The following is a 20,218-nucleotide window of genomic DNA, read 5'->3' as shown; positions in this document are numbered from 1 at the left end:
GAACCAAGGAGACACACCCTCGTGACTGACATCGTGTACGACGCCGACGCCGACCTGACGCTCATCCAGGGCAAGAAGGTCGCCGTCATCGGCTACGGCTCACAGGGCCACGCCCACGCCCTCAACCTCCGTGACAGCGGTGTCGAGGTGAAGATCGGCCTGAAGGAGGGCTCGAAGAGCCGCCAGAAGGCCGAAGAGGCCGGCTTCGAGGTCCTGACCCCGGCCGACGCGACCGCCTGGGCCGACGTCGTCGTCATCCTCGCTCCCGACCAGGTGCAGCGCATCGTCTACGCCGAGGACATCAAGCCGAACCTCAAGGACGGCGCCACGCTCGTCTTCGGTCACGGCTTCAACATCCGTTACGGCTACATCGAGGCGCCCGAGGGCGTCGACGTGTCGCTCGTCGCGCCGAAGGGTCCCGGCCACACCGTCCGCCGTGAGTACGAGGCCGGCCGTGGCGTCCCCGTGATCGTCGCCGTCGAGGTCGATGCGTCCGGTTCCGCCTGGGACCTCGCGTGGAGCTACTCGAAGGCCATCGGCGGCTTGCGTTCCGGCGGCATCAAGACGACCTTCACCGAGGAGACCGAGACCGACCTCTTCGGCGAGCAGGCCGTCCTCTGCGGTGGCACCTCGCAGCTCATCCAGTACGGCTTCGAGACCCTCACCGAGGCGGGCTACCAGCCGCAGATCGCGTACTTCGAGGTCCTGCACGAGCTCAAGCTCATCGTCGACCTCATCTGGGAGGGCGGCCTCACGAAGCAGCGCTGGTCGATCTCCGACACGGCCGAGTTCGGCGACTACGTCTCCGGCCCCCGCGTGATCTCGCCCGAGGTCAAGGAGAACATGAAGGCCGTCCTGAAGGACATCCAGGACGGGACCTTCGCCAAGCGCTTCATCGAGGACCAGGACGCCGGCGCACCGGAGTTCAAGGAGCTCCGCGCGAAGGGCGAGGGGCACCCGATCGAGGCGACGGGCCGCGAGCTCCGTGCGCTGTTCGCGTGGAAGTCGAACGACGCCGACTACGTGGACGGCTCGGCCGCGCGGTAGTCTTCCGAGGACCACTCGACGACGAGGCGGCGGTGCACCGTGCACCGCCGCCTCTCGATGTGACCCGAACGTTATGCAGCAGCTCTTCACCACCCCCGGCGCCGGAGATCGGCATGTCCGCGGGGCCTCCGCGCCCGTCCGCAGCGCATCGCCGTCCGTCCTCCGACGGCCGTCGTCGATCACCGTCCACGGTGGTCAGGACCGTACCGATCGGCATGGGATGATCGTCCGATGGCGGTGACGAGACGAGCGGTCCACATCGGCGCCGGCAAGATCGGGCGCGGCTTCGTGGGCCAGTTCCTCGTGGCGAGCGGCTACGAGCTCACCTTCGTCGACGTCGACGAGCGCGTGGTCTCCGCCCTCAACGAGGCCGGTCGCTTCGTGGTGCACGAGGTCGGCGAGATGCCGGTCGAGCACCTCGTGTACGGCTTCCGCGCCCTGAACAGCAAGTCCGACCGGGAGCGCGTCGTCAAGGCCATCGCCGAGGCCGACGTCGTCACGACCGCGGTCGGAGCACGCACCCTCCCGCTCGTCGCCCCCGTCATCGCCGAGGGCCTCGCCGCCCGCAGCGCCGACCGCGGCGACGTCACGATCGTCGCGTGCGAGAACGCCTTCAACGCCACGGACTCGCTCCACGCGAGCATCCGCCGGGCCCCCGTCCTCGAGGACCGTGACGTCGCCGCCGTCTTCGCGAACTGCGCGATCGACCGCATCGTCCCGGACCAGTCCGGGGTGCTCGGACAGTCCGGCGGCCTCGACGTCGTGCTCGAGCCCTTCTACGAGTGGGTGATCGAGCGGACCCCCTTCGACGCCTCCGACAGCGAACCGCCCGTCATCGACGGCGTCACCTGGGTCGACGACCTCCAGCCCTTCGTGGAGCGGAAGCTCTACACGGTGAACACCGCACACGCGACGGCCGCGTACCACGGCTACACGCGCGGCATCCGCCTCATCCGGGAGGCCCTCGAGGACCGCGAGGTCCGGGCCGAGGTCGACGGCGTGCTCGCCGAGACCACCGCCCTGCTTATCGCGAAGCACGGGTTCGACCCGGAGGAGCACGCGCGCTACGTCGCCGCGAACCTGTCCCGCATCGCGAACCCGCACCTGCCCGACACCACGTTCCGCGTCGGTCGCAACCCGCTCCGGAAGCTCGGCCGACGCGAGCGCTTCGTCGGTCCCGCGTCCCAGCTCGCCGAGCGCGGGCTGCCGGTCGACCACCTGCTCGGGGCGATCCGGGCAGCGCTGGCCTTCGACGACCAGGACGACCCGGAGTCGATCGAGCTGCACGCCCTGCTGCGCTCGGGAGCGACCGCGCACGCCCTCACCGAGATCCTCACGGGCCTGATGGAGAGCCACCCGCTCTTCCCCGCGGTGCGCGACGTCGTCGCCGCCGTGCTCGAGACCGAGTCGGCCGACGCCTGAGGCCGATCCCCTCCCGGCTCACCGGCCGGGCGCGGGCGGGCAGGGCGCGCTCCGCTCGCGCGACGCCTCGTAGAATCGGTGCCATGACCACGGCAGCACCACCTCCGGACGGGTCCGTCGACCACGAGGACGACGACGCACTGCGCTGGGGCGACGCGGACGATGCCACGCACGTCGACGCCGCTCACAACCCGGTGGCCGTCAGGGAGCATCGCTCGCACGACGGTGACGAGGGCCCGCTCGGCTCCGGGCCGCTCATCGGGTTCGGCGTCCTCGGTGGTCTCTACCTGCTCTACACGGTCGCGTGGCTGATCAGCGCGAGCGTGCTCGCCGTCGCCGACCCCGCCTCCGAGGTGATGCGCGCCCTCGCGATCGTCGCCCCGGCCCTCTGGTTCGTCGCCACGCTCTGGCTCGGTCAGTCCGCCAGGAACCGCACCAAGTTCGTCTGGCTCGTGATCGGCGCCGTCGTCCTCATCCCGTGGCCCTTCATCCTGACGAGGAGCTTCGGGTGACCGCCGACACCGCACCCGCACCCGCGCGGGTCCTGGCGCCGTGGCGCATCGCGATCTGGGTCGTCGCGGCGCTCCTCCTCGCCTACGTCACGTGGCAGGCCGTCGGCAACTTCGTCGGGGTCTCGACGCCGATCCTGCAGAACAACGAGTTCCTCGCGAAGAACGGCGCGACCGCGCTCCAGAGCTCGGTGCCGTGGACGGCACTCGTCCTCGACGTCGCGATCGCTCCGGTCGGCTTCGTCGTCGCCCTCCTCGTGTCCCGACGCATGCCGCCGCTCCGCACGGTGGTCGTGTTCCTCACCGCGCTCTGCGCGGTGAGCGCACTCTGGTTCACCCTCCTGCAGTACGTGACGAGCACGACCGTGATCGGGTCCTGACCCACCCGACCCACCACCGGACGGGAGGCACGGATCGCGACGCGCGCCGTGCCTCCCGTCCGTCCTCCGGTCGCCGTCACGGCGTCACGGCGGTCGTAACCAGCCGCTCGCGTCGATAGCATGGTGGGATACCGCCCGTCTCGTGTGAGGAAACAGCAGTCGTGCCGAAGCCGGTCGTCCTGATCGCCGAAGAACTCTCGCCCGCCACCGTCGACGCCCTCGGGCCCGACTTCGAGATCCGGAACGTGGACGGCACCGACCGGCCAGCGCTCCTGTCCGCCCTCGCCGACGCGAACGCGATCCTGGTGCGCTCCGCCACCAAGGTCGACGCCGAGGCGATCGCCGCGGCACCGAACCTGCAGGTCGTCGCCCGCGCCGGTGTCGGTCTGGACAACGTCGACATCAAGGCGGCGACGGCCGCCGGTGTGATGGTCGTGAACGCGCCGACCTCGAACATCATCTCCGCCGCGGAGCTCACCGTCGGGCACATCCTGTCGCTCGCACGGCACATCCCGGCTGCGCACGCGTCCCTCGCCGGTGGCGCCTGGAAGCGCTCGGCCTACACGGGCGTCGAGCTCTACGAGAAGACCGTCGGCATCATCGGCCTCGGCCGCATTGGTGCGCTCATCACCCAGCGCCTGCAGGCGTTCGGCGTCTCGGTGATCGCGTACGACCCCTACGTCACCACCGCCCGCGCGCAGCAGCTCGGCGTCGAGCTCGTCTCCCTCGAGGACCTGCTCCGTCGCGCGGACTTCACCACGATCCACATGCCGAAGACCCCCGAGACCCTCGGGATGATCTCCGACGAGCAGTTCGCGCTCATGAAGCCGACCGCCTTCGTCGTGAACGTCGCCCGCGGCGGGCTCATCGACGAGGACGCGCTGCGGCGTGCCCTCACCTCCGGCACGATCGCGGGCGCCGGTCTCGACGTCTTCGTGTCCGAGCCGCCGCAGGACGACGCGCTGACGTCGCTCCCGAACGTGGTCGTGACGCCGCACCTCGGTGCCTCGACCGACGAGGCCCAGGAGAAGGCGGGCGTGTCTGTCGCCAAGTCGGTTCGCCTGGCGCTCGGCGGAGAGCTCGTGCCGGACGCGGTGAACGTCGCCGGCGGCGTCATCGACCCGTACGTGCGTCCGGGCATCCCCCTCGTCGAGAAGCTCGGCCAGGTCTTCACCGCGCTCGCGACCTCCCCGGTGACGAGCATCGACGTCGAGGTCCACGGCGAGCTCGCCGGGTACGACGTCAGCGTCCTCAAGCTCGCGGCGCTCAAGGGCGTCTTCACCGACGTCGTCAGCGACCAGGTCTCGTACGTCAACGCCCCGCTCATCGCGGAGCAACGAGGGGTCTCGGTGCGGCTCATCACGGACGCCGACAGCCCGGAGTACCGCAACGTCCTCACGATCCGCGGCGCCCAGTCCGACGGCCCGGCGATCAGCGTCTCGGGCACGCTCACCGGCCCGAAGCAGGTCGAGAAGCTCGTCGAGATCAACGGCCACGACGTCGAGGTCCCGCTCGACCGGCACCACGTCGTCATGGAGTACGTCGACCGACCCGGCATCGTGGCGGTCTACGGCAAGGAGTTCGGCGACGCCGGGATCAACATCGCCGCGATGCAGATCTCGCGCGAGGCCGCCGGCGGTCAGGCGCTCAGCGTCCTGACGGTCGACTCGCCGGTCCCCGCCGAGATCCTCGAGCACGTCCGCTCCACCATCGACGCGACCTCGCTCCGCGAGATCGACATCACGCTGTAGGGGAGTCCGGCAGATGACGCAGACCGTGAAGCTCGCCGTCGTCCGCGGGGACGGCATCGGACCCGAGGTCGTCGACGAGGCGCTGAAGGTGCTGCACGCCGTGCTGCCGGACGACCTCGTCGTCGAGGAGACCGCGTTCTCGCTCGGCGCCGACCGGTTCCTCGCGACCGGGGACGTCCTCACCGACGACGACATGGCGGCGATCGCGTCGCACGACGCGATCCTGCTCGGCGCCGTCGGAGGCGACCCGCGCGACCCCCGGCTCGCCGGCGGCCTCATCGAGCGTGGCCTGCTGCTCAAGCTCCGCTTCGCGTTCGACCACTACGTCAACCTCCGGCCCACCGTCGTCTACCCGACCGTGACGACCCCCCTGTCGTCCCCGGGCGACGTCGACTTCGTCGTCGTCCGTGAGGGCACCGAGGGGCCGTACGTCGGCAACGGCGGCGCGATCCGCGTCGGGACCCCGCACGAGATCGCGACCGAGGTGTCGCTCAACACGGCGCACGGCGTCGAGCGGGTCGTGCGGTACGCGTTCGACCTCGCGGACCGCCGGCCGCGGAAGCACCTGACGCTCGTGCACAAGAGCAACGTCCTCGTCCACGCGGGGTCGCTCTGGCAGCGCACGGTCGCTGCGGTCGGGGCCGAGTACCCGGACGTCACGGTGGACTACCAGCACGTCGACGCCGTCACCATCCACATGGTGCAGGACCCTGGTAGGTTCGACGTCATCGTCACCGACAACCTCTTCGGCGACATCATCACGGACCTGGCCGGCGCGATCAGCGGCGGCATCGGTCTGGCGGCCTCGGGCAACATCAACCCGGACGGCACCTTCCCCAGCATGTTCGAGCCGGTCCACGGCTCCGCGCCGGACATCGCGGGTCAGCAGAAGGCCGATCCCACGGCCGCCATCCTCTCCGTCGCCCTGCTGCTCGACCACATCGGTCGCAGCGACCTGGCGTCGGTGGTCACCCGGGCGGTCGAGGCGGACCTCGCGGACCGGGGCACCACGCAGCGTCGCACGGCCGAGATCGGCGACGCCGTCGCCGCCGCGGTCGCGGCACGCACCACCACCGCCTGACAGGAGTCACCCATGTCGACCGACACCGCCTTCGGGCTCGAGTTCTCCACCACCCCGTCGCCCGAGCGTCGCGCCGCCGCCGAGCGCGAGGCGATCCTCGCGGACCCGGGCTTCGGCAAGCACTTCACCGACCACATGGCCACCGTCCGCTGGACCCTCGAGGACGGCTGGCACGACGCGTCGATCCACCCGTACGGTCCGCTGACCCTGGACCCGAGCGCGAGCGTCCTGCACTACGCGCAGGAGATCTTCAAGGGGCTCAAGGCCTACCGCCACGCGGACGGCTCGGTGTGGACCTTCCGGCCCGACGCGAACGCCCGCCGGTTCCAGCGCTCGGCCGTGCGCCTGGCGCTCCCGGAGCTCCCAATCGAGGCGTTCGTCGAGTCGATCCGGCAGCTCGTGCAGACGGACGTGGACTGGGTGCCGTCGGCGCCCGAGACCAGCCTGTACCTGCGGCCGTTCATGATCGCGACCGAGTCGTTCCTCGGCGTCCGCGCAGCGCAGGCGGTGGACTACCACTGCATCGCGAGCCCGGCCGGCGCGTACTTCACGTCGGGGCCGAAGCCCGTGTCGATCTGGCTGTCGACCACCTACGCCCGCGCCGGTAAGGGCGGGACCGGTGCCGCGAAGACCGGCGGCAACTACGCGTCGTCGCTGCTGCCCCAGCAGGAGGCCTACGAGCACGGCTGCCAGCAGGTCATGTTCCTCGACTCGCAGGAGGGCAAGTACCTCGAGGAGCTCGGCGGGATGAACGTCGTCCTCGTGCAGGCCGACGGCACACTCGTGACGCCGGACTCCGACTCCATCCTCGAAGGCATCACGCGGGACTCGATCCTGCAGCTCGCGGAAGACCGCGGTCTCCGGGTCGAGCGTCGCCGCGTGACCCTCGACGAGTGGCGCGACGGGGTGGCCGACGGCTCGATCACCGAGGCCTTCGCGTGCGGGACCGCCGCCGTGGTGACCCCGATCGCGGAGCTCCGCGGCGATGGCTTCACGATCGGTTCGCCGACCGAGGGCGCCGGCGAGCTGACGATGTCGCTCCGCCAGGAACTCACCGACATCCAGTACGGCCGTCGCCCCGACCCCCACGGGTGGATGACCAAGCTGACCGACGCGTCCTGATCGCGGCGCGGGCGTCGGTAGGGTCGAACGGTGAAGATCGCACGGTTCAGCAGCAAGGGTGAAGACCCCCGCTACGGCATCCTCGACGAGCGCGACCTCGTCGTGCTCGCGGGGGACCCGATGTACCAGGGGTTCGAGACCACGGGGGAGCGGGTGCCCCTGAAGGAGGCGAAGCTGCTCGCCCCGGTGATCCCGCGCTCGAAGGTGATCGGCGTCGGGCTCAACTACGCCGAGCACGCTTCCGAGATGGACGAGCGGTCGAGCGACGACCCCGTGGTGTTCCTCAAGCCGAACACGACGGTGATCGGGCCCGACGACCCGATCCGCCTCCCTGCCGGTGTCGGCCGCGTCGACCACGAGGGAGAGCTCGCCATCGTGATCGGCTCGCTCGCGAAGAACGTCCGCCGGGAAGACTTCGCCAGCGTCATCCTCGGCTACACGATCGCGAACGACGTGACCGCCCGTGACCTCCAGGCCCGGGACGGCCAGTGGACCCGCGCGAAGGGCTTCGACACGTTCTGCCCGCTGGGCCCCGCGATCGAGACCGAGATCGACCCGTCGGACCTCCGTCTCGAGACCCGCGTGGACGGTGAGCTGCGCCAGGCGGCCTCCACGAGCGAGATGATCCACGACATCCCGACGCTCATCGAGTTCGTCTCGTCGATCTGGACGCTCCTGCCCGGTGACGTCATCCTCACCGGGACACCGGCCGGCGTCGGCGAGATCCGCGACGGCGAGGTCGTCGAGGTGACGATCTCGGGGCTCGGTTCCCTGACGAACCCGGTCATCGCGAAGCTCTGACCTGCTCCACCGAACGGCCCGTTCCCCGCAGAGGGAGCGGGCCGTTCGCCGTTCCCGAGCCGATCGGGACGGAGCTGCTGCTGACCCAGCCGAACGCGACACGCCCGGGATGGACGACGGTTGGCGGGGCCCCCAGGGCGTGTGTAGAGTAATCACTCGTTGCCGCTGAGGCGGAGAACGGAACGGCCGAGACGGTCACCGGGTCGAAGACCTGGGGATGCAGTCCGGACGGGGTCCCGCTCGCAGCAACGTCACCCCGATGAAGCGTCACCGCAAGGTGGGCTGTTCGGTGTGGAAGGAAGTGCCTCTCTGGCGAAGCCTCGTGTTCGGGGTGGAGTGGGGAGTGCGTCTGGTCCTTGAGAACTCAACAGCGTGCACATTGTCAATGCCAATTTATTGACCCCGTGGCCGAGCTTGCTCGGTCCGGAGACAATTCCTTTTGGATTGAAGATTGTCAGTAGACAGTCAACAGTCAAGATCAACTCGGCTGTGTTCTTCGGAGCATGGTTGGTAATTTTTTTACGGAGAGTTTGATCCTGGCTCAGGACGAACGCTGGCGGCGTGCTTAACACATGCAAGTCGAACGATGAAGCCCAGCTTGCTGGGTGGATTAGTGGCGAACGGGTGAGTAACACGTGAGTAACCTGCCCCTGACTCTGGGATAAGCGTTGGAAACGACGTCTAATACTGGATATGACTACTGGTCGCATGGCCTGGTGGTGGAAAGATTTTTTGGTTGGGGATGGACTCGCGGCCTATCAGCTTGTTGGTGAGGTAATGGCTCACCAAGGCGACGACGGGTAGCCGGCCTGAGAGGGTGACCGGCCACACTGGGACTGAGACACGGCCCAGACTCCTACGGGAGGCAGCAGTGGGGAATATTGCACAATGGGCGAAAGCCTGATGCAGCAACGCCGCGTGAGGGATGACGGCCTTCGGGTTGTAAACCTCTTTTAGTAGGGAAGAAGCGAAAGTGACGGTACCTGCAGAAAAAGCACCGGCTAACTACGTGCCAGCAGCCGCGGTAATACGTAGGGTGCAAGCGTTGTCCGGAATTATTGGGCGTAAAGAGCTCGTAGGCGGTTTGTCGCGTCTGCTGTGAAATCCCGAGGCTCAACCTCGGGCTTGCAGTGGGTACGGGCAGACTAGAGTGCGGTAGGGGAGATTGGAATTCCTGGTGTAGCGGTGGAATGCGCAGATATCAGGAGGAACACCGATGGCGAAGGCAGATCTCTGGGCCGTAACTGACGCTGAGGAGCGAAAGCGTGGGGAGCGAACAGGATTAGATACCCTGGTAGTCCACGCCGTAAACGTTGGGCGCTAGATGTAGGGACCTTTCCACGGTTTCTGTGTCGTAGCTAACGCATTAAGCGCCCCGCCTGGGGAGTACGGCCGCAAGGCTAAAACTCAAAGGAATTGACGGGGGCCCGCACAAGCGGCGGAGCATGCGGATTAATTCGATGCAACGCGAAGAACCTTACCAAGGCTTGACATACACCGGAAACGGCCAGAGATGGTCGCCCCCTTGTGGTCGGTGTACAGGTGGTGCATGGTTGTCGTCAGCTCGTGTCGTGAGATGTTGGGTTAAGTCCCGCAACGAGCGCAACCCTCGTTCTATGTTGCCAGCGCGTTATGGCGGGGACTCATAGGAGACTGCCGGGGTCAACTCGGAGGAAGGTGGGGATGACGTCAAATCATCATGCCCCTTATGTCTTGGGCTTCACGCATGCTACAATGGCCGGTACAAAGGGCTGCGATACCGTAAGGTGGAGCGAATCCCAAAAAGCCGGTCTCAGTTCGGATTGAGGTCTGCAACTCGACCTCATGAAGTCGGAGTCGCTAGTAATCGCAGATCAGCAACGCTGCGGTGAATACGTTCCCGGGCCTTGTACACACCGCCCGTCAAGTCATGAAAGTCGGTAACACCCGAAGCCGGTGGCCTAACCCTTGTGGAAGGAGCCGTCGAAGGTGGGATCGGTGATTAGGACTAAGTCGTAACAAGGTAGCCGTACCGGAAGGTGCGGCTGGATCACCTCCTTTCTAAGGAGCATCTGACCACTGTGTTGATTCAACGCAGGCTGGTTCAGGCGCCGATGCAACCCGAGTGTGGTTGCCGGTAGCTCATGGGTGGAACATTGACAGTGCAGTCGTCGGCGCGTCTGCCGACCCTAGTACGGCTGGTCCTTCGGGGCTGGTCGGGAACGGGTTGGTGGGAAGCGCAGGTGGCTGGTGCACGTTGTTGGGTCCTGAGGGACCAGGCTTCCCGGTCGTGATGATCGGGGGTTGAGCCGTGACAGTCGGTTCCCTGTATGGGGTGGCTGGGTGTTGCTGGTTCTTCGGTGGGCCACATGAAGCGAGCGGGTTGTCTGCTCGGGGAGTGTGGTGCCGATCGTATGTTGAGAACTACACAGTGGACGCGAGCATCTTAGATCGCTCGTGACGATGACGAGGCTTTCGGGCTGATGTTGTTGTTCGAGTCGATCGCAATTTTAATCTTTGTGGTCAAGTTTCTAAGAGCAAACGGTGGATGCCTTGGCATCTGGAGCCGAAGAAGGACGTAGAAATCTGCGATAAGCCTCGGGGAGCTGATAATCGAGCTGTGAGCCGAGGATTTCCGAATGGGGAAACCCCGCCAGGCGACTTGTCGACCTGGTGACTCCCGCCTGAATATATAGGGCGGGTAGAGGGAACGTGGGGAAGTGAAACATCTCAGTACCCACAGGAAGAGAAAACAACATGTGATTCCGTGAGTAGTGGCGAGCGAAAGCGGATGAGGCTAAACCGATCATGTGTGATAGCCGGCGGGCGTTGCATGGTCGGGGTTGTGGGACACGTCGCTCAGTTCTGCCGGACTGGGGCGGTTACAGCGCATCATAGTCGAACCGGTTTGAAAGCCGGGCCGTAGTGGGTGCCAGCCCCGTAGACGAAATGGTGTTATGGCCGGATGTGTATCCCAAGTAGCACGGGGCCCGAGAAATCCCGTGTGAATCTGTCAGGACCACCTGATAAGCCTAAATACTCCCAGATGACCGATAGCGGACAAGTACCGTGAGGGAAAGGTGAAAAGTACCCCGGGAGGGGAGTGAAATAGTACCTGAAACCGTTTGCTTACAAACCGTCGGAGCCTCCTTGTAGGGGTGACGGCGTGCCTTTTGAAGAATGAGCCTGCGAGTTAGTGATATGTGGCGAGGTTAACCCGTGTGGGGTAGCCGTAGCGAAAGCGAGTCTGAATAGGGCGGTTCAGTCGCATGTCCTAGACCCGAAGCGAAGTGATCTATCCATGGCCAGGTTGAAGCGACGGTAAGACGTCGTGGAGGACCGAACCCACTTCAGTTGAAAATGGAGGGGATGAGCTGTGGATAGGGGTGAAAGGCCAATCAAACTTCGTGATAGCTGGTTCTCTCCGAAATGCATTTAGGTGCAGCGTTGCGTGTTTCTCGCCGGAGGTAGAGCTACTGGATGGCCGATGGGCCTCAACAGGTTACTGACGTCAGCCAAACTCCGAATGCCGGTGAGTGAGAGCGCAGCAGTGAGACGGTGGGGGATAAGCTTCATCGTCGAGAGGGAAACAACCCAGACTACCAACTAAGGCCCCTAAGCGTGTGCTAAGTGGGAAAGGATGTGGAGTTGCACAGACAACCAGGAGGTTGGCTTAGAAGCAGCCACCCTTGAAAGAGTGCGTAATAGCTCACTGGTCAAGTGATTCCGCGCCGACAATGTAACGGGGCTCAAGCACACCGCCGAAGTTGTAGATTTCGCACACTCGATAAGCCTTCGTGGTTCAGTCGTGCGGAGTGGTAGGAGAGCGTCGTGTGGCGAGTGAAGCGGCGGAGGAATCCAGCCGTGGACGCTACACGAGTGAGAATGCAGGCATGAGTAGCGAAAGACGGGTGAGAAACCCGTCCTCCGAAAGACCAAGGGTTCCAGGGCCAGGTTAATCCGCCCTGGGTAAGTCGGGACCTAAGGCGAGGCCGACAGGCGTAGTCGATGGACAACGGGTTGATATTCCCGTACCGGCGAACAACCGCCCAAGCTAATCCAGTGGTGCTAAGAGTCCTAACCCGGACCAGCGGATCCCTTCGGGGTGATGCGGGCCGGTCTAACGCTCGACCCCATGCTGGTGCGGCTAGCGTATGAACAGGTGTGACGCAGGAAGGTAGCTGAGCCAGGCGATGGTATCCGTAAGGTGAACCTGGTGTAAGGATGTAGGGCTGACGATAGGCAAATCCGTCGTCTGCATGCCTGAGATCCGACGCGTACCCGTTTTGGGGAAATCAGTGATCCTATGCTGCCGAGAAAAGCATCGACGCGAGGTTGCAGCCGCCCGTACCCGAAACCGACTCAGGTGGTCAGGTAGAGAATACCAAGGAGATCGAGAGAATCGTGGTTAAGGAACTCGGCAAAATGCCCCCGTAACTTCGGGAGAAGGGGGGCCGGAACCGTGACCGGACTTGCTCCGTGAGCGGTGAAGGCCGCAGAGACCAGTGGGAAGCGACTGTTTACTAAAAACACAGGTCCGTGCGAAGTCGCAAGACGATGTATACGGACTGACGCCTGCCCGGTGCTGGAAGGTTAAGAGGAAGGGTTAGCCTTTGGGCGAAGCTCTGAATTTAAGCCCCAGTAAACGGCGGTGGTAACTATAACCATCCTAAGGTAGCGAAATTCCTTGTCGGGTAAGTTCCGACCTGCACGAATGGCGTAACGACTTCCCAGCTGTCTCAACCGCGAACTCGGCGAAATTGCACTACGAGTAAAGATGCTCGTTACGCGCAGCAGGACGGAAAGACCCCGTGACCTTTACTACAGCTTGGTATTGGTGTTCGGTGTGGCTTGTGTAGGATAGGTGGGAGACTGTGAAGCGGGCACGCTAGTGTTCGTGGAGTCATTGTTGAAATACCACTCTGGTCACTCTGGATGTCTAACGTAGGACCCTGATCGGGTTCATGGACAGTGCCTGGTGGGTAGTTTAACTGGGGCGGTTGCCTCCCAAAGAGTAACGGAGGCGCCCAAAGGTTCCCTCAACCTGGTTGGCAATCAGGTGGCGAGTGTAAGTGCACAAGGGAGCTTGACTGTGAGACTGACAGGTCGAGCAGGGACGAAAGTCGGGACTAGTGATCCGGCAGTGGCTTGTGGAAGCGCTGTCGCTCAACGGATAAAAGGTACCTCGGGGATAACAGGCTGATCTTGCCCAAGAGTCCATATCGACGGCATGGTTTGGCACCTCGATGTCGGCTCGTCGCATCCTGGGGCTGGAGTAGGTCCCAAGGGTTGGGCTGTTCGCCCATTAAAGCGGTACGCGAGCTGGGTTTAGAACGTCGTGAGACAGTTCGGTCCCTATCCGCTGCGCGCGTTGGAAATTTGAGAAGATCTATCCCTAGTACGAGAGGACCGGGATGGACGAACCTCTGGTGTGTCAGTTGTTCTGCCAAGGGCACCGCTGATTAGCTACGTTCGGACCGGATAACCGCTGAAAGCATCTAAGCGGGAAGCCGTCTTCGAGATGAGATTTCCATGCACCTTGAGTGTGAGAGGCTCCCAGCAGACTACTGGGTTGATAGGCCGGATGTGGAAGCGGGGACCAACGACCCGTGGAGCTGACCGGTACTAATAAGCCGAAGACTTGACAACACACTGATTTCCCACACCTTCACGGGTGTGGGGCTCGCGTCCACTTTGTGGTTCCCGACAGACGATCGGGAACACGAAACTGAACACCGCGCTGTGCTCGATACGGGCACCCGCGGAACAGCTTTCGAGATTTCCCTTGATTGGGTCGAGAGTGTTCCGGTGGTCATAGCGAGAGGGAAACGCCCGGTCACATTCCGAACCCGGAAGCTAAGCCTCTCAGCGCCGATGGTACTGCAAGGGGGACCTTGTGGGAGAGTAGGACGCCGCCGGACTCAACGTTGCAACACCAGGAACCCCTGACCACGACGTGGTCAGGGGTTTTCTGCGTTTCCAGGGGCGTGCACCGCCGGTAGGCTGGTGCCGTCATGACTGCACCGTTCACCACTGCCACCGGCTCCGACGTCCGAGTCCGCTTCTGCCCGAGCCCGACGGGCACACCCCATGTGGGCCTGATCCGGACGGCGCTCTTCAACTGGGCGTACGCGCGCCACACGGGCGGCAAGCTCGTGTTCCGCATCGAGGACACCGATGCTGCGCGCGACAGTGAGGAGTCGTACGAGCAGATCCTCGAGGCCCTCCGCTGGCTGCGGCTGGACTGGGACGAGGGTGTGGACGTCGGCGGCCCGCACGGTCCGTACCGCCAGTCGCAGCGGTCGGACGTCTACGACGACGTCATCGCGAAGCTCCGGGCCTCCGGTCACATGTACGAGTCCTACGTCACGCCGGAGGAGATGGAGGCGCGCAACCGGGCGGCCGGTCGCGACCCGAAGCAGGGGTACGACAACCACGAGCGCGACCTCACCGACGCGGAGCGCCAGGCGTTCCGTGACGAGGGTCGGCAGCCGGCGCTCCGGCTCCGCGTGCCCGACCGTGACCTCTCGTTCGACGATCTCGTCCGCGGGGAGATCACGTTCAAGCACGGAACGTTCCCGGACTTCGTCGTGGTGCGTCCGAACGGGAAGCCGCTGTACACGTTCACGAACCCGGTGGACGACGCCCTGATGGGGATCACGCACGTGCTCCGCGGTGAAGACCTGCTGTCGTCGACGCCGCGACAGATCGCGCTGTACGAGGCGCTGTACGAGATCGGTCTGGCCGAGTCGATCCCGGTCTTCGGTCACCTCCCGTACGTGATGGGGGAGGGCAACAAGAAGCTCTCGAAGCGCGACCCGGAGTCGAACCTGTTCCACCACCGAGCGAACGGCATGGTGCCGGAGGGTCTCGTGAACTACCTCGCGCTCCTCGGGTGGTCGATCGGCCCCGACCGCGACGTGTTCTCGATCGACGAGATGGTCGCCGCGTTCGACGTCGCCGACGTGAACCCGAACCCGGCCCGCTTCGACCAGAAGAAGGCCGAGGCGATCAACGGCGACCACATCCGTCTGCTCGCACCGGATGACTTCCGCGACCGCCTGATGCCGTACCTGACGGACTTCGTGGCGTCCCCGCCCACGGCCGAGCAGGAGCGGGTGCTCACGGCTGCGGCTCCGCTCGTGCAGGAGCGCATGCAGGTGCTGAGCGAGGCGCCGGCGATGCTGGGCTTCCTGTTCACGGCCGACGACGACCTCGTGGTCGAGGACGACGCCGCGGCCACGCTCAAGGACGACGCCGGAACGGTGCTGACGACGAGCATCGAGGCGCTCGAGGCGCTCGAACCGTGGGAGTCCTCGGCGATCGAGGCCGCGCTGCGAGCAGCGCTCATCGACGGTCTCGGGCTGAAGCCGCGTCTGGCGTTCGGGCCCCTGCGGGTCGCTGTGTCCGGTCGTCGGATCTCGCCGCCGCTGTTCGAGTCGATGGAGATCCTCGGCAAGACCTCCACCCTGGCCCGGCTGCGCGCCCTCGCAGCCCGCTGACGACCGTGTCGCAGCACGATGGTGCGACGGCTGCGGCCGGCGTGCCCGCTCCGGATGACGCGGTGCTGACCGTCGACGTCGCCGTCATCGGCGCAGGGCCGGCGGGCCTCAGTGCCGCGCTCAACCTGGTGCGGGCGCGGCGGACCGTGCTGCTCGTCGACGCGAACCGCCCGCGGAACGCCGCGACGCTCCGGTCGCACGGGTTCCTCACGCGGGACGGGGTGTCGCCGCTCGAGCTCCGGAAGCTCGGGCGCGCCGAGGTCGAGTCGTACCCGGAGGCGACCGTCGTGCAGGCGACGGTCGACGAGGTCGCTCCGGACGGTGATCGCTGGCGCGTGCACGCCTCGTGGCGGGGGAGCGAGGTCACCGCGTCCGCCCGTGCGGTCGTGGTGGCGACGGGCCTCCGCGAGGAGTTCCCCGCGCTGCCGATGCTGCGGGCGTTCTACGGAACCTCCGTGCACAGCTGCGTCGAGTGCGACGGGTACGAGAAGGCCGGCGAGCCGCTCGCGTTCGTTTGCGAGACGCCCGACGTGGTCGAGCGGGCACTGTTCCTCGCGGCGTGGTCGGCCGACCTGATCGTGTACACGAACGGCGCCCCGACGCTCGACGATGCCGGGCGTGCGCGACTCGCGACGGCCGGCGTCCGCGTCGACGAGCGTCGGGTCGCCGACCTCGAGGGCGATCGGTCCGGCATGACCGGTGTGCGACTGGTGGACGGGCACGTCGAACCTCGCACGGGGGGCTTCGTGCGGCCGGTCTGGCACGTCGACACCGAGTGGCTCCGCGCTGACGTCGAGCGCGATGCCGAGGGGCTCCTCGTCGTGGACGGTGTCGGGCGGACGGCCGTCCGGGGCGTCTACGCGGTGGGCGACGTGACGCCGCCGGGGCCGGAGCAGCTCATCGTGGCGGCCGGTCACGGGGCCCGGACGGCCTCCGCGGTGCACCGTGACCTCATCGGTGGTCTCACGGACCTCCGGGATGCTGTACAGTAGTTGATCGTGCCCCGGGCGACCGGGACGCGAGGCCGCGAGGCCTCTTGGGGTATGGTGTAATTGGCAACACAGCGGTTTCTGGTACCGTCGTTCTTGGTTCGAGTCCAGGTACCCCAGCCATCATCGTGAACAGGCCCCCGACAGAAGTCGGGGGCCTGTTGCGTTGTCGGGCTCTGAGCTACCCACAGGGCTCACGGGGCGCGGGTCGCGACCATCGGCACGGACGACACGCCCGATCGTCGCGTCCACGACAGAATTCTTCGCCGACTGCCGACTGCCGACTGCCGACTGCCGACTGCGACTGCGACTGCGACTGCCGACCACCGACCACCGACCACCGGGTGTTGCCGACCGCCGGTGGTCGACTGCGGGGAACCGCAGACCGACGCGCGCGTGAACCGGAAGCAGACCTGCGCCGAACGGCACGAGGGGGGTCCGCGGAGCTCGGGCCGGCCTCCTCGCAGCTCGGCGCGCTCCGCGACGGCGAGCCGCTCGATCCGCGGACCTGTGCGGGTGCACAGCGGCCACGCGTGGTCGGGCGGCGGCCCCGGCGGAGGGAGCCGTGCCTACCGGCCGTTGCGGGGAACCGCACGACGGGAGCCGAGCCGTCCTCGGCGACCTGTCCTGGCCGTAGCGTCACAGGGTCGTCGCGTGCCCGTGACGACGTCCGAGAACGACAGGGGAGTCCTCGTGCCCGCAACCGTGACGACCAGCAGTGCGCCGTGGAGCCACGTGCCCGTGGTCCCGGCCGCCGCCGACCACTCGATCCTCGACCGGTGGGACCGTGTCGTGGCCGCCCACGGCGAGGCCCCGGCCCTGATCACGCCCGAGGGCGACCGGAGCTTCGTCGAGGTCGCCGGCACGGTCCGTGCCCTCGGCGAGGAGCTGCGTCGAGCCCTCCGTCCGGACGACCACGGCGGGGCAGGTGTCGATGCGGAGCGCGGTGGCGCCTCGCGTCCGGTCGGCGTCATGGCGGGACAGTCCCCGGACACGATCGTGGCCGTGCTCGCCCTCGTGACGGCCGGACGGACGGTGGTGGTGCTCGACGACCACCTCCCGGAGGCACGGCTCGCGCACGTCGTGCGGCTCGCCGACGTCCAGGAGGTCGTCGCCACGCCGGCGTACGCCGAGCAGGCCGCGGCGGCACTCGCCGGAGCAGGGGTGGACCGGGGACACGTGCACGACCTCACGGCCCTGCAGACCCGCGCTGCGGCCGACGAGGCCGGAGCCGCCACCGGATCCGACGCGGGCCCCGCGCGCCCGGGCGGCTCGGACCCGCTCGTGATCGTCTTCACCTCCGGGTCGACCGGCCTGCCCAAGGGCGTCGTGGTCACCCACCGTCAGCAGGTGCGCGACGCCGAGGCGCACGCCCGCTCGCTCGGCTTCGGCCCGGGGGACCGGCTCGCGATCGCGGCGCCGTTGTCCTTCACCGCGGGACTCATGTACGCCTTGGCCGGACTGATGAACGGGTGCGCCGTGGTGGCGCTCGAACCCCGGGACCGCGGTGTCGAGGGCACGATCGCCGACCTCGCGACCCACGGTGCGACGACCGTCCTCTGCACCCCGCACCTGCTGCGGTCGGTCACGGGCGCGGTCGCCGGCGCGGACCGCGGACCCCGGGCAGGGCTGACGGGGCTCCGACTCGTCGTCACGGTCGGCGAGCCGATCACCGGCACCGACGTCGCCGCGATCCGACCGCACCTCGGCCCGCACACCGTCCTCGTGAACGGCTTCGGGGCGAGCGAACTCGCGAGTGTGGCGTTCTGCCCGGTCCACCCCGACGACCCGGTCCCCGACGGCGTCGTCCCCGCGGGATGGCCGATCGAGAGCAAGACCATCCGCATCGTGCGCGAGGACGGCTCCGAGGCGGACCCCGGCGAGACCGGCGAGCTCGTCGTCGTCTCGGACGGGGTCACCACCGGCTACTGGGGCGATCCGGACCAGACCGCGGCCCACCTCGGCGCCGACGCCGACGGCACCCCGACCTGGCGGCACGGCGACCTCGCGAAGGTCGACGCCGCCGGGCGACTCGTGCTGGTCGGGCGGGCCGACGACGCCGTGAAGGTCCGCGGGTACCTGGTCGAACCGTCCGAGGTCGAGGCGGCGCTCCGAGCCGTCCCCGAACTCCAGGACGTCGTCGTGACGGCACTCGTCGCCCCGCCGGCCGCGACCCGGCTCGTCGCCTACGTGGTGCCCCGACCCGGCCACCGCACACCGGCACCCGCCGCGCTGCGCAAGACGCTCCGCGGCAGCCTGCCCGAGTACATGGTGCCCGCGGCGATCGTCCCGCTGACCGAGCTGCCACGGAACGAGCGCGGCAAGGTGGACCGTTCGGCGCTGCCGGGGGCACCCTCCGTCGAGGCCGAGATGACCGAGGGCGCGTACGACCAGTGGGAGCTCGTCGTCGGGCAGATCTGGTCGGGGGTCCTCGGGCTGCCGGGTGTGCCCCTCGACGAGGACTTCACCGCGCTCGGCGGCGACTCCCTCTCGGCGGAGGAGATGCTCGCCGTCGTCGAGGAGCGGCTCGGGGTCACCCTGCGGTCCGCGGAGCTGCTCGAGCACCCGACGCTGCGCCAGTTCGCACGGCGGGTCCGTGGCGGCACGAGCGCACTCCCGAGCCACCCCGACGTCGTCAAGGTCTCCTCGGCCCGGACGGCCGGCCGGCCGCCGGTGTTCTGCTTCGCGGGCGGTGGTGCGCTCGCCCTGACCTTCCTGCCGCTGTCGCGGTACCTCGACGACCACGACGTGTACGCCTTCCAGCAGCACGGACTCGAACGCCGCGGCGTGCCCGACTGGAGCATCGAACGGAGCGCCCGACGCTACCTGGCGCTCATGCGCGTCGTGCAACCCCGCGGCCCGTACCTGCTCGTCGGCCACTCACTGGGCGGTCTCGTCGCGCTGGAGGTGGCGCGGCTCCTCGAGGAGAACGGCGAACACGTCGAGCACCTCGCGCTGCTCGACACCTACCTGCCCCGGACGAAGAGCGAACAGGCGCGGCTGCTGTTCAGCCGGATGGAGCCCCGACCGTCGCGGAACGCCACGGTGCGCGCGTTCCGCTCCGGTGTCGATCGGGTCGCGAAGCGCATCATGCCCGCGGGCGTGCCCTACGGCGCCCAGGCGGCGAAGCGGTTCCGGGCCTACACCGCGGGCGTGCTCCGGTTCGGCGGGCAGGACGACTTCGACGCCTTCTTCGACCAGGCCGAGATCGTCACCCGGCGACACCACCCGACCCCGTTCCGCGGTCGGTCCACCTACGTGCTCGCGGACGCCAACCCGGACGCCGACGGCTGGAGCCGGTACCTCGTCGGCGAGTCCGAGACGGTCCGCATGGCGTGCGAGCACACGTCGCTCCTCCGCGAACCGCACGTCGCCGAACTCGCGGCGGCGCTGCGCGCCGCGTTCGACGCGGCACCCGTCCCCACCAGGTGACCCCGCCGCCCGCAGCGGTGACCCCAAGACGGCCTGGAGGCCCGTGCCGAGCCCGGCACGCGCCTCCAGGCCGTCCGACGTCGCGACCGGGACCGCCGACCGCCACCGGTTGCGGGTTTCCGTATCCGCACCCGGTGGTCCGCAAGCGGACCCGCAGGGCGTTGACCGGCCACCCCGCCGCCGCGAGGGTGGGAACACAGGGG

At 67.1% G+C, this 20,218-nt stretch carries 11 protein-coding genes, 1 tRNA gene and 3 rRNA genes; all 15 read left to right on the top strand.

All coding sequences use genetic code 11. The annotated features are described in order from the left end of the window. Positions 1 to 21: 21 nt before the first annotated feature. The 15 genes from ilvC (at position 22) to ABC270_RS12565 (ending at position 20,015) form a co-directional block, all read left to right on the top strand. Positions 22 to 1,047 (top strand): ketol-acid reductoisomerase, encoded by a 1,026-nt coding sequence (ilvC, locus tag ABC270_RS12635; RefSeq protein WP_412881111.1) that lies wholly within the window; start codon positions 22 to 24, stop codon positions 1,045 to 1,047. Positions 1,048 to 1,278: 231 nt separating this feature from the next. Continuing rightward, a complete protein-coding gene (locus ABC270_RS12630; RefSeq protein WP_412881110.1) occupies positions 1,279 to 2,469 on the top strand; it encodes a mannitol-1-phosphate 5-dehydrogenase in 1,191 nt (396 codons plus the stop codon). A gap of 83 nt (positions 2,470 to 2,552) precedes the next feature. After that, positions 2,553 to 2,981: a hypothetical protein gene (locus ABC270_RS12625; protein WP_412881109.1), complete on the top strand. Its 429-nt coding sequence runs from the start codon at positions 2,553 to 2,555 to the stop codon at positions 2,979 to 2,981. Continuing rightward, positions 2,978 to 3,358, top strand: coding sequence for a hypothetical protein (locus tag ABC270_RS12620; protein ID WP_412881108.1), 381 nt, complete (start codon positions 2,978 to 2,980; stop codon positions 3,356 to 3,358). The genes ABC270_RS12625 and ABC270_RS12620 overlap by 4 nt, the downstream gene beginning before the upstream one ends. Before the next feature lie 161 nt (positions 3,359 to 3,519). Continuing rightward, positions 3,520 to 5,109, top strand: coding sequence for a phosphoglycerate dehydrogenase (gene serA / locus ABC270_RS12615; RefSeq protein WP_412881107.1), 1,590 nt, complete (start codon positions 3,520 to 3,522; stop codon positions 5,107 to 5,109). 13 nt (positions 5,110 to 5,122) lie between these two features. Then, positions 5,123 to 6,190: a 3-isopropylmalate dehydrogenase gene (locus ABC270_RS12610; protein WP_412881106.1), complete on the top strand. Its 1,068-nt coding sequence runs from the start codon at positions 5,123 to 5,125 to the stop codon at positions 6,188 to 6,190. Positions 6,191 to 6,202: 12 nt separating this feature from the next. After that, positions 6,203 to 7,312, top strand: a complete 1,110-nt coding sequence (locus ABC270_RS12605; RefSeq protein WP_412881105.1) for a branched-chain amino acid aminotransferase — start codon at positions 6,203 to 6,205, stop codon at positions 7,310 to 7,312. A gap of 30 nt (positions 7,313 to 7,342) precedes the next feature. Next, on the top strand, positions 7,343 to 8,113 hold the full coding sequence (locus ABC270_RS12600) for a fumarylacetoacetate hydrolase family protein (RefSeq protein WP_412881104.1): 771 nt from the start codon (positions 7,343 to 7,345) through the stop codon (positions 8,111 to 8,113). A 518-nt stretch (positions 8,114 to 8,631) separates the two neighbouring features. Further along, positions 8,632 to 10,153 (top strand): 16S ribosomal RNA (locus ABC270_RS12595). 460 nt (positions 10,154 to 10,613) lie between these two features. Next, a 23S ribosomal RNA gene (locus ABC270_RS12590) occupies positions 10,614 to 13,741 on the top strand. A 155-nt stretch (positions 13,742 to 13,896) separates the two neighbouring features. Beyond that, positions 13,897 to 14,013 (top strand): 5S ribosomal RNA (rrf, locus tag ABC270_RS12585). Together the 16S, 23S and 5S rRNA genes form the textbook arrangement of a ribosomal RNA operon. A 93-nt stretch (positions 14,014 to 14,106) precedes the next feature. Beyond that, positions 14,107 to 15,594 carry a glutamate--tRNA ligase gene (gene gltX / locus ABC270_RS12580; protein WP_412881103.1) on the top strand — a complete coding sequence of 496 codons (1,488 nt, stop codon included), beginning with the start codon at positions 14,107 to 14,109 and terminating at the stop codon, positions 15,592 to 15,594. 41 nt (positions 15,595 to 15,635) lie between these two features. Then, positions 15,636 to 16,586 carry an NAD(P)/FAD-dependent oxidoreductase gene (locus tag ABC270_RS12575; RefSeq protein ID WP_412882091.1) on the top strand — a complete coding sequence of 317 codons (951 nt, stop codon included), beginning with the start codon at positions 15,636 to 15,638 and terminating at the stop codon, positions 16,584 to 16,586. Positions 16,587 to 16,631: 45 nt separating this feature from the next. Next, a tRNA-Gln gene (locus ABC270_RS12570) sits at positions 16,632 to 16,706 on the top strand. 531 nt (positions 16,707 to 17,237) lie between these two features. Then, complete coding sequence (locus ABC270_RS12565) at positions 17,238 to 20,015, top strand: alpha/beta fold hydrolase (RefSeq protein WP_412881102.1); 2,778 nt, start codon at positions 17,238 to 17,240, stop codon at positions 20,013 to 20,015. Positions 20,016 to 20,218 lie beyond the last annotated feature (203 nt).

The organism is Curtobacterium phoenicis, from assembly GCF_047238015.1.
GTDB lineage: Bacteria > Actinomycetota > Actinomycetes > Actinomycetales > Microbacteriaceae > Curtobacterium.
This window is presented reverse-complemented; position numbering and strand designations above follow the sequence as displayed.

What these genes read in the sequence shown, in the direction of transcription:
- ABC270_RS12630 (WP_412881110.1), top strand. Translation starts at nt 1,279, where the DNA reads ATGGCGGTGACGAGACGAGCGGTCCACATCGGCGCCGGCAAGATCGGG.
- ABC270_RS12625 (WP_412881109.1), top strand. Translation starts at nt 2,553, where the DNA reads ATGACCACGGCAGCACCACCTCCGGACGGGTCCGTCGACCACGAGGAC.
- ABC270_RS12610 (WP_412881106.1), top strand. Translation starts at nt 5,123, where the DNA reads ATGACGCAGACCGTGAAGCTCGCCGTCGTCCGCGGGGACGGCATCGGA.
- ABC270_RS12605 (WP_412881105.1), top strand. Translation starts at nt 6,203, where the DNA reads ATGTCGACCGACACCGCCTTCGGGCTCGAGTTCTCCACCACCCCGTCG.
- gltX (WP_412881103.1), top strand. Translation starts at nt 14,107, where the DNA reads ATGACTGCACCGTTCACCACTGCCACCGGCTCCGACGTCCGAGTCCGC.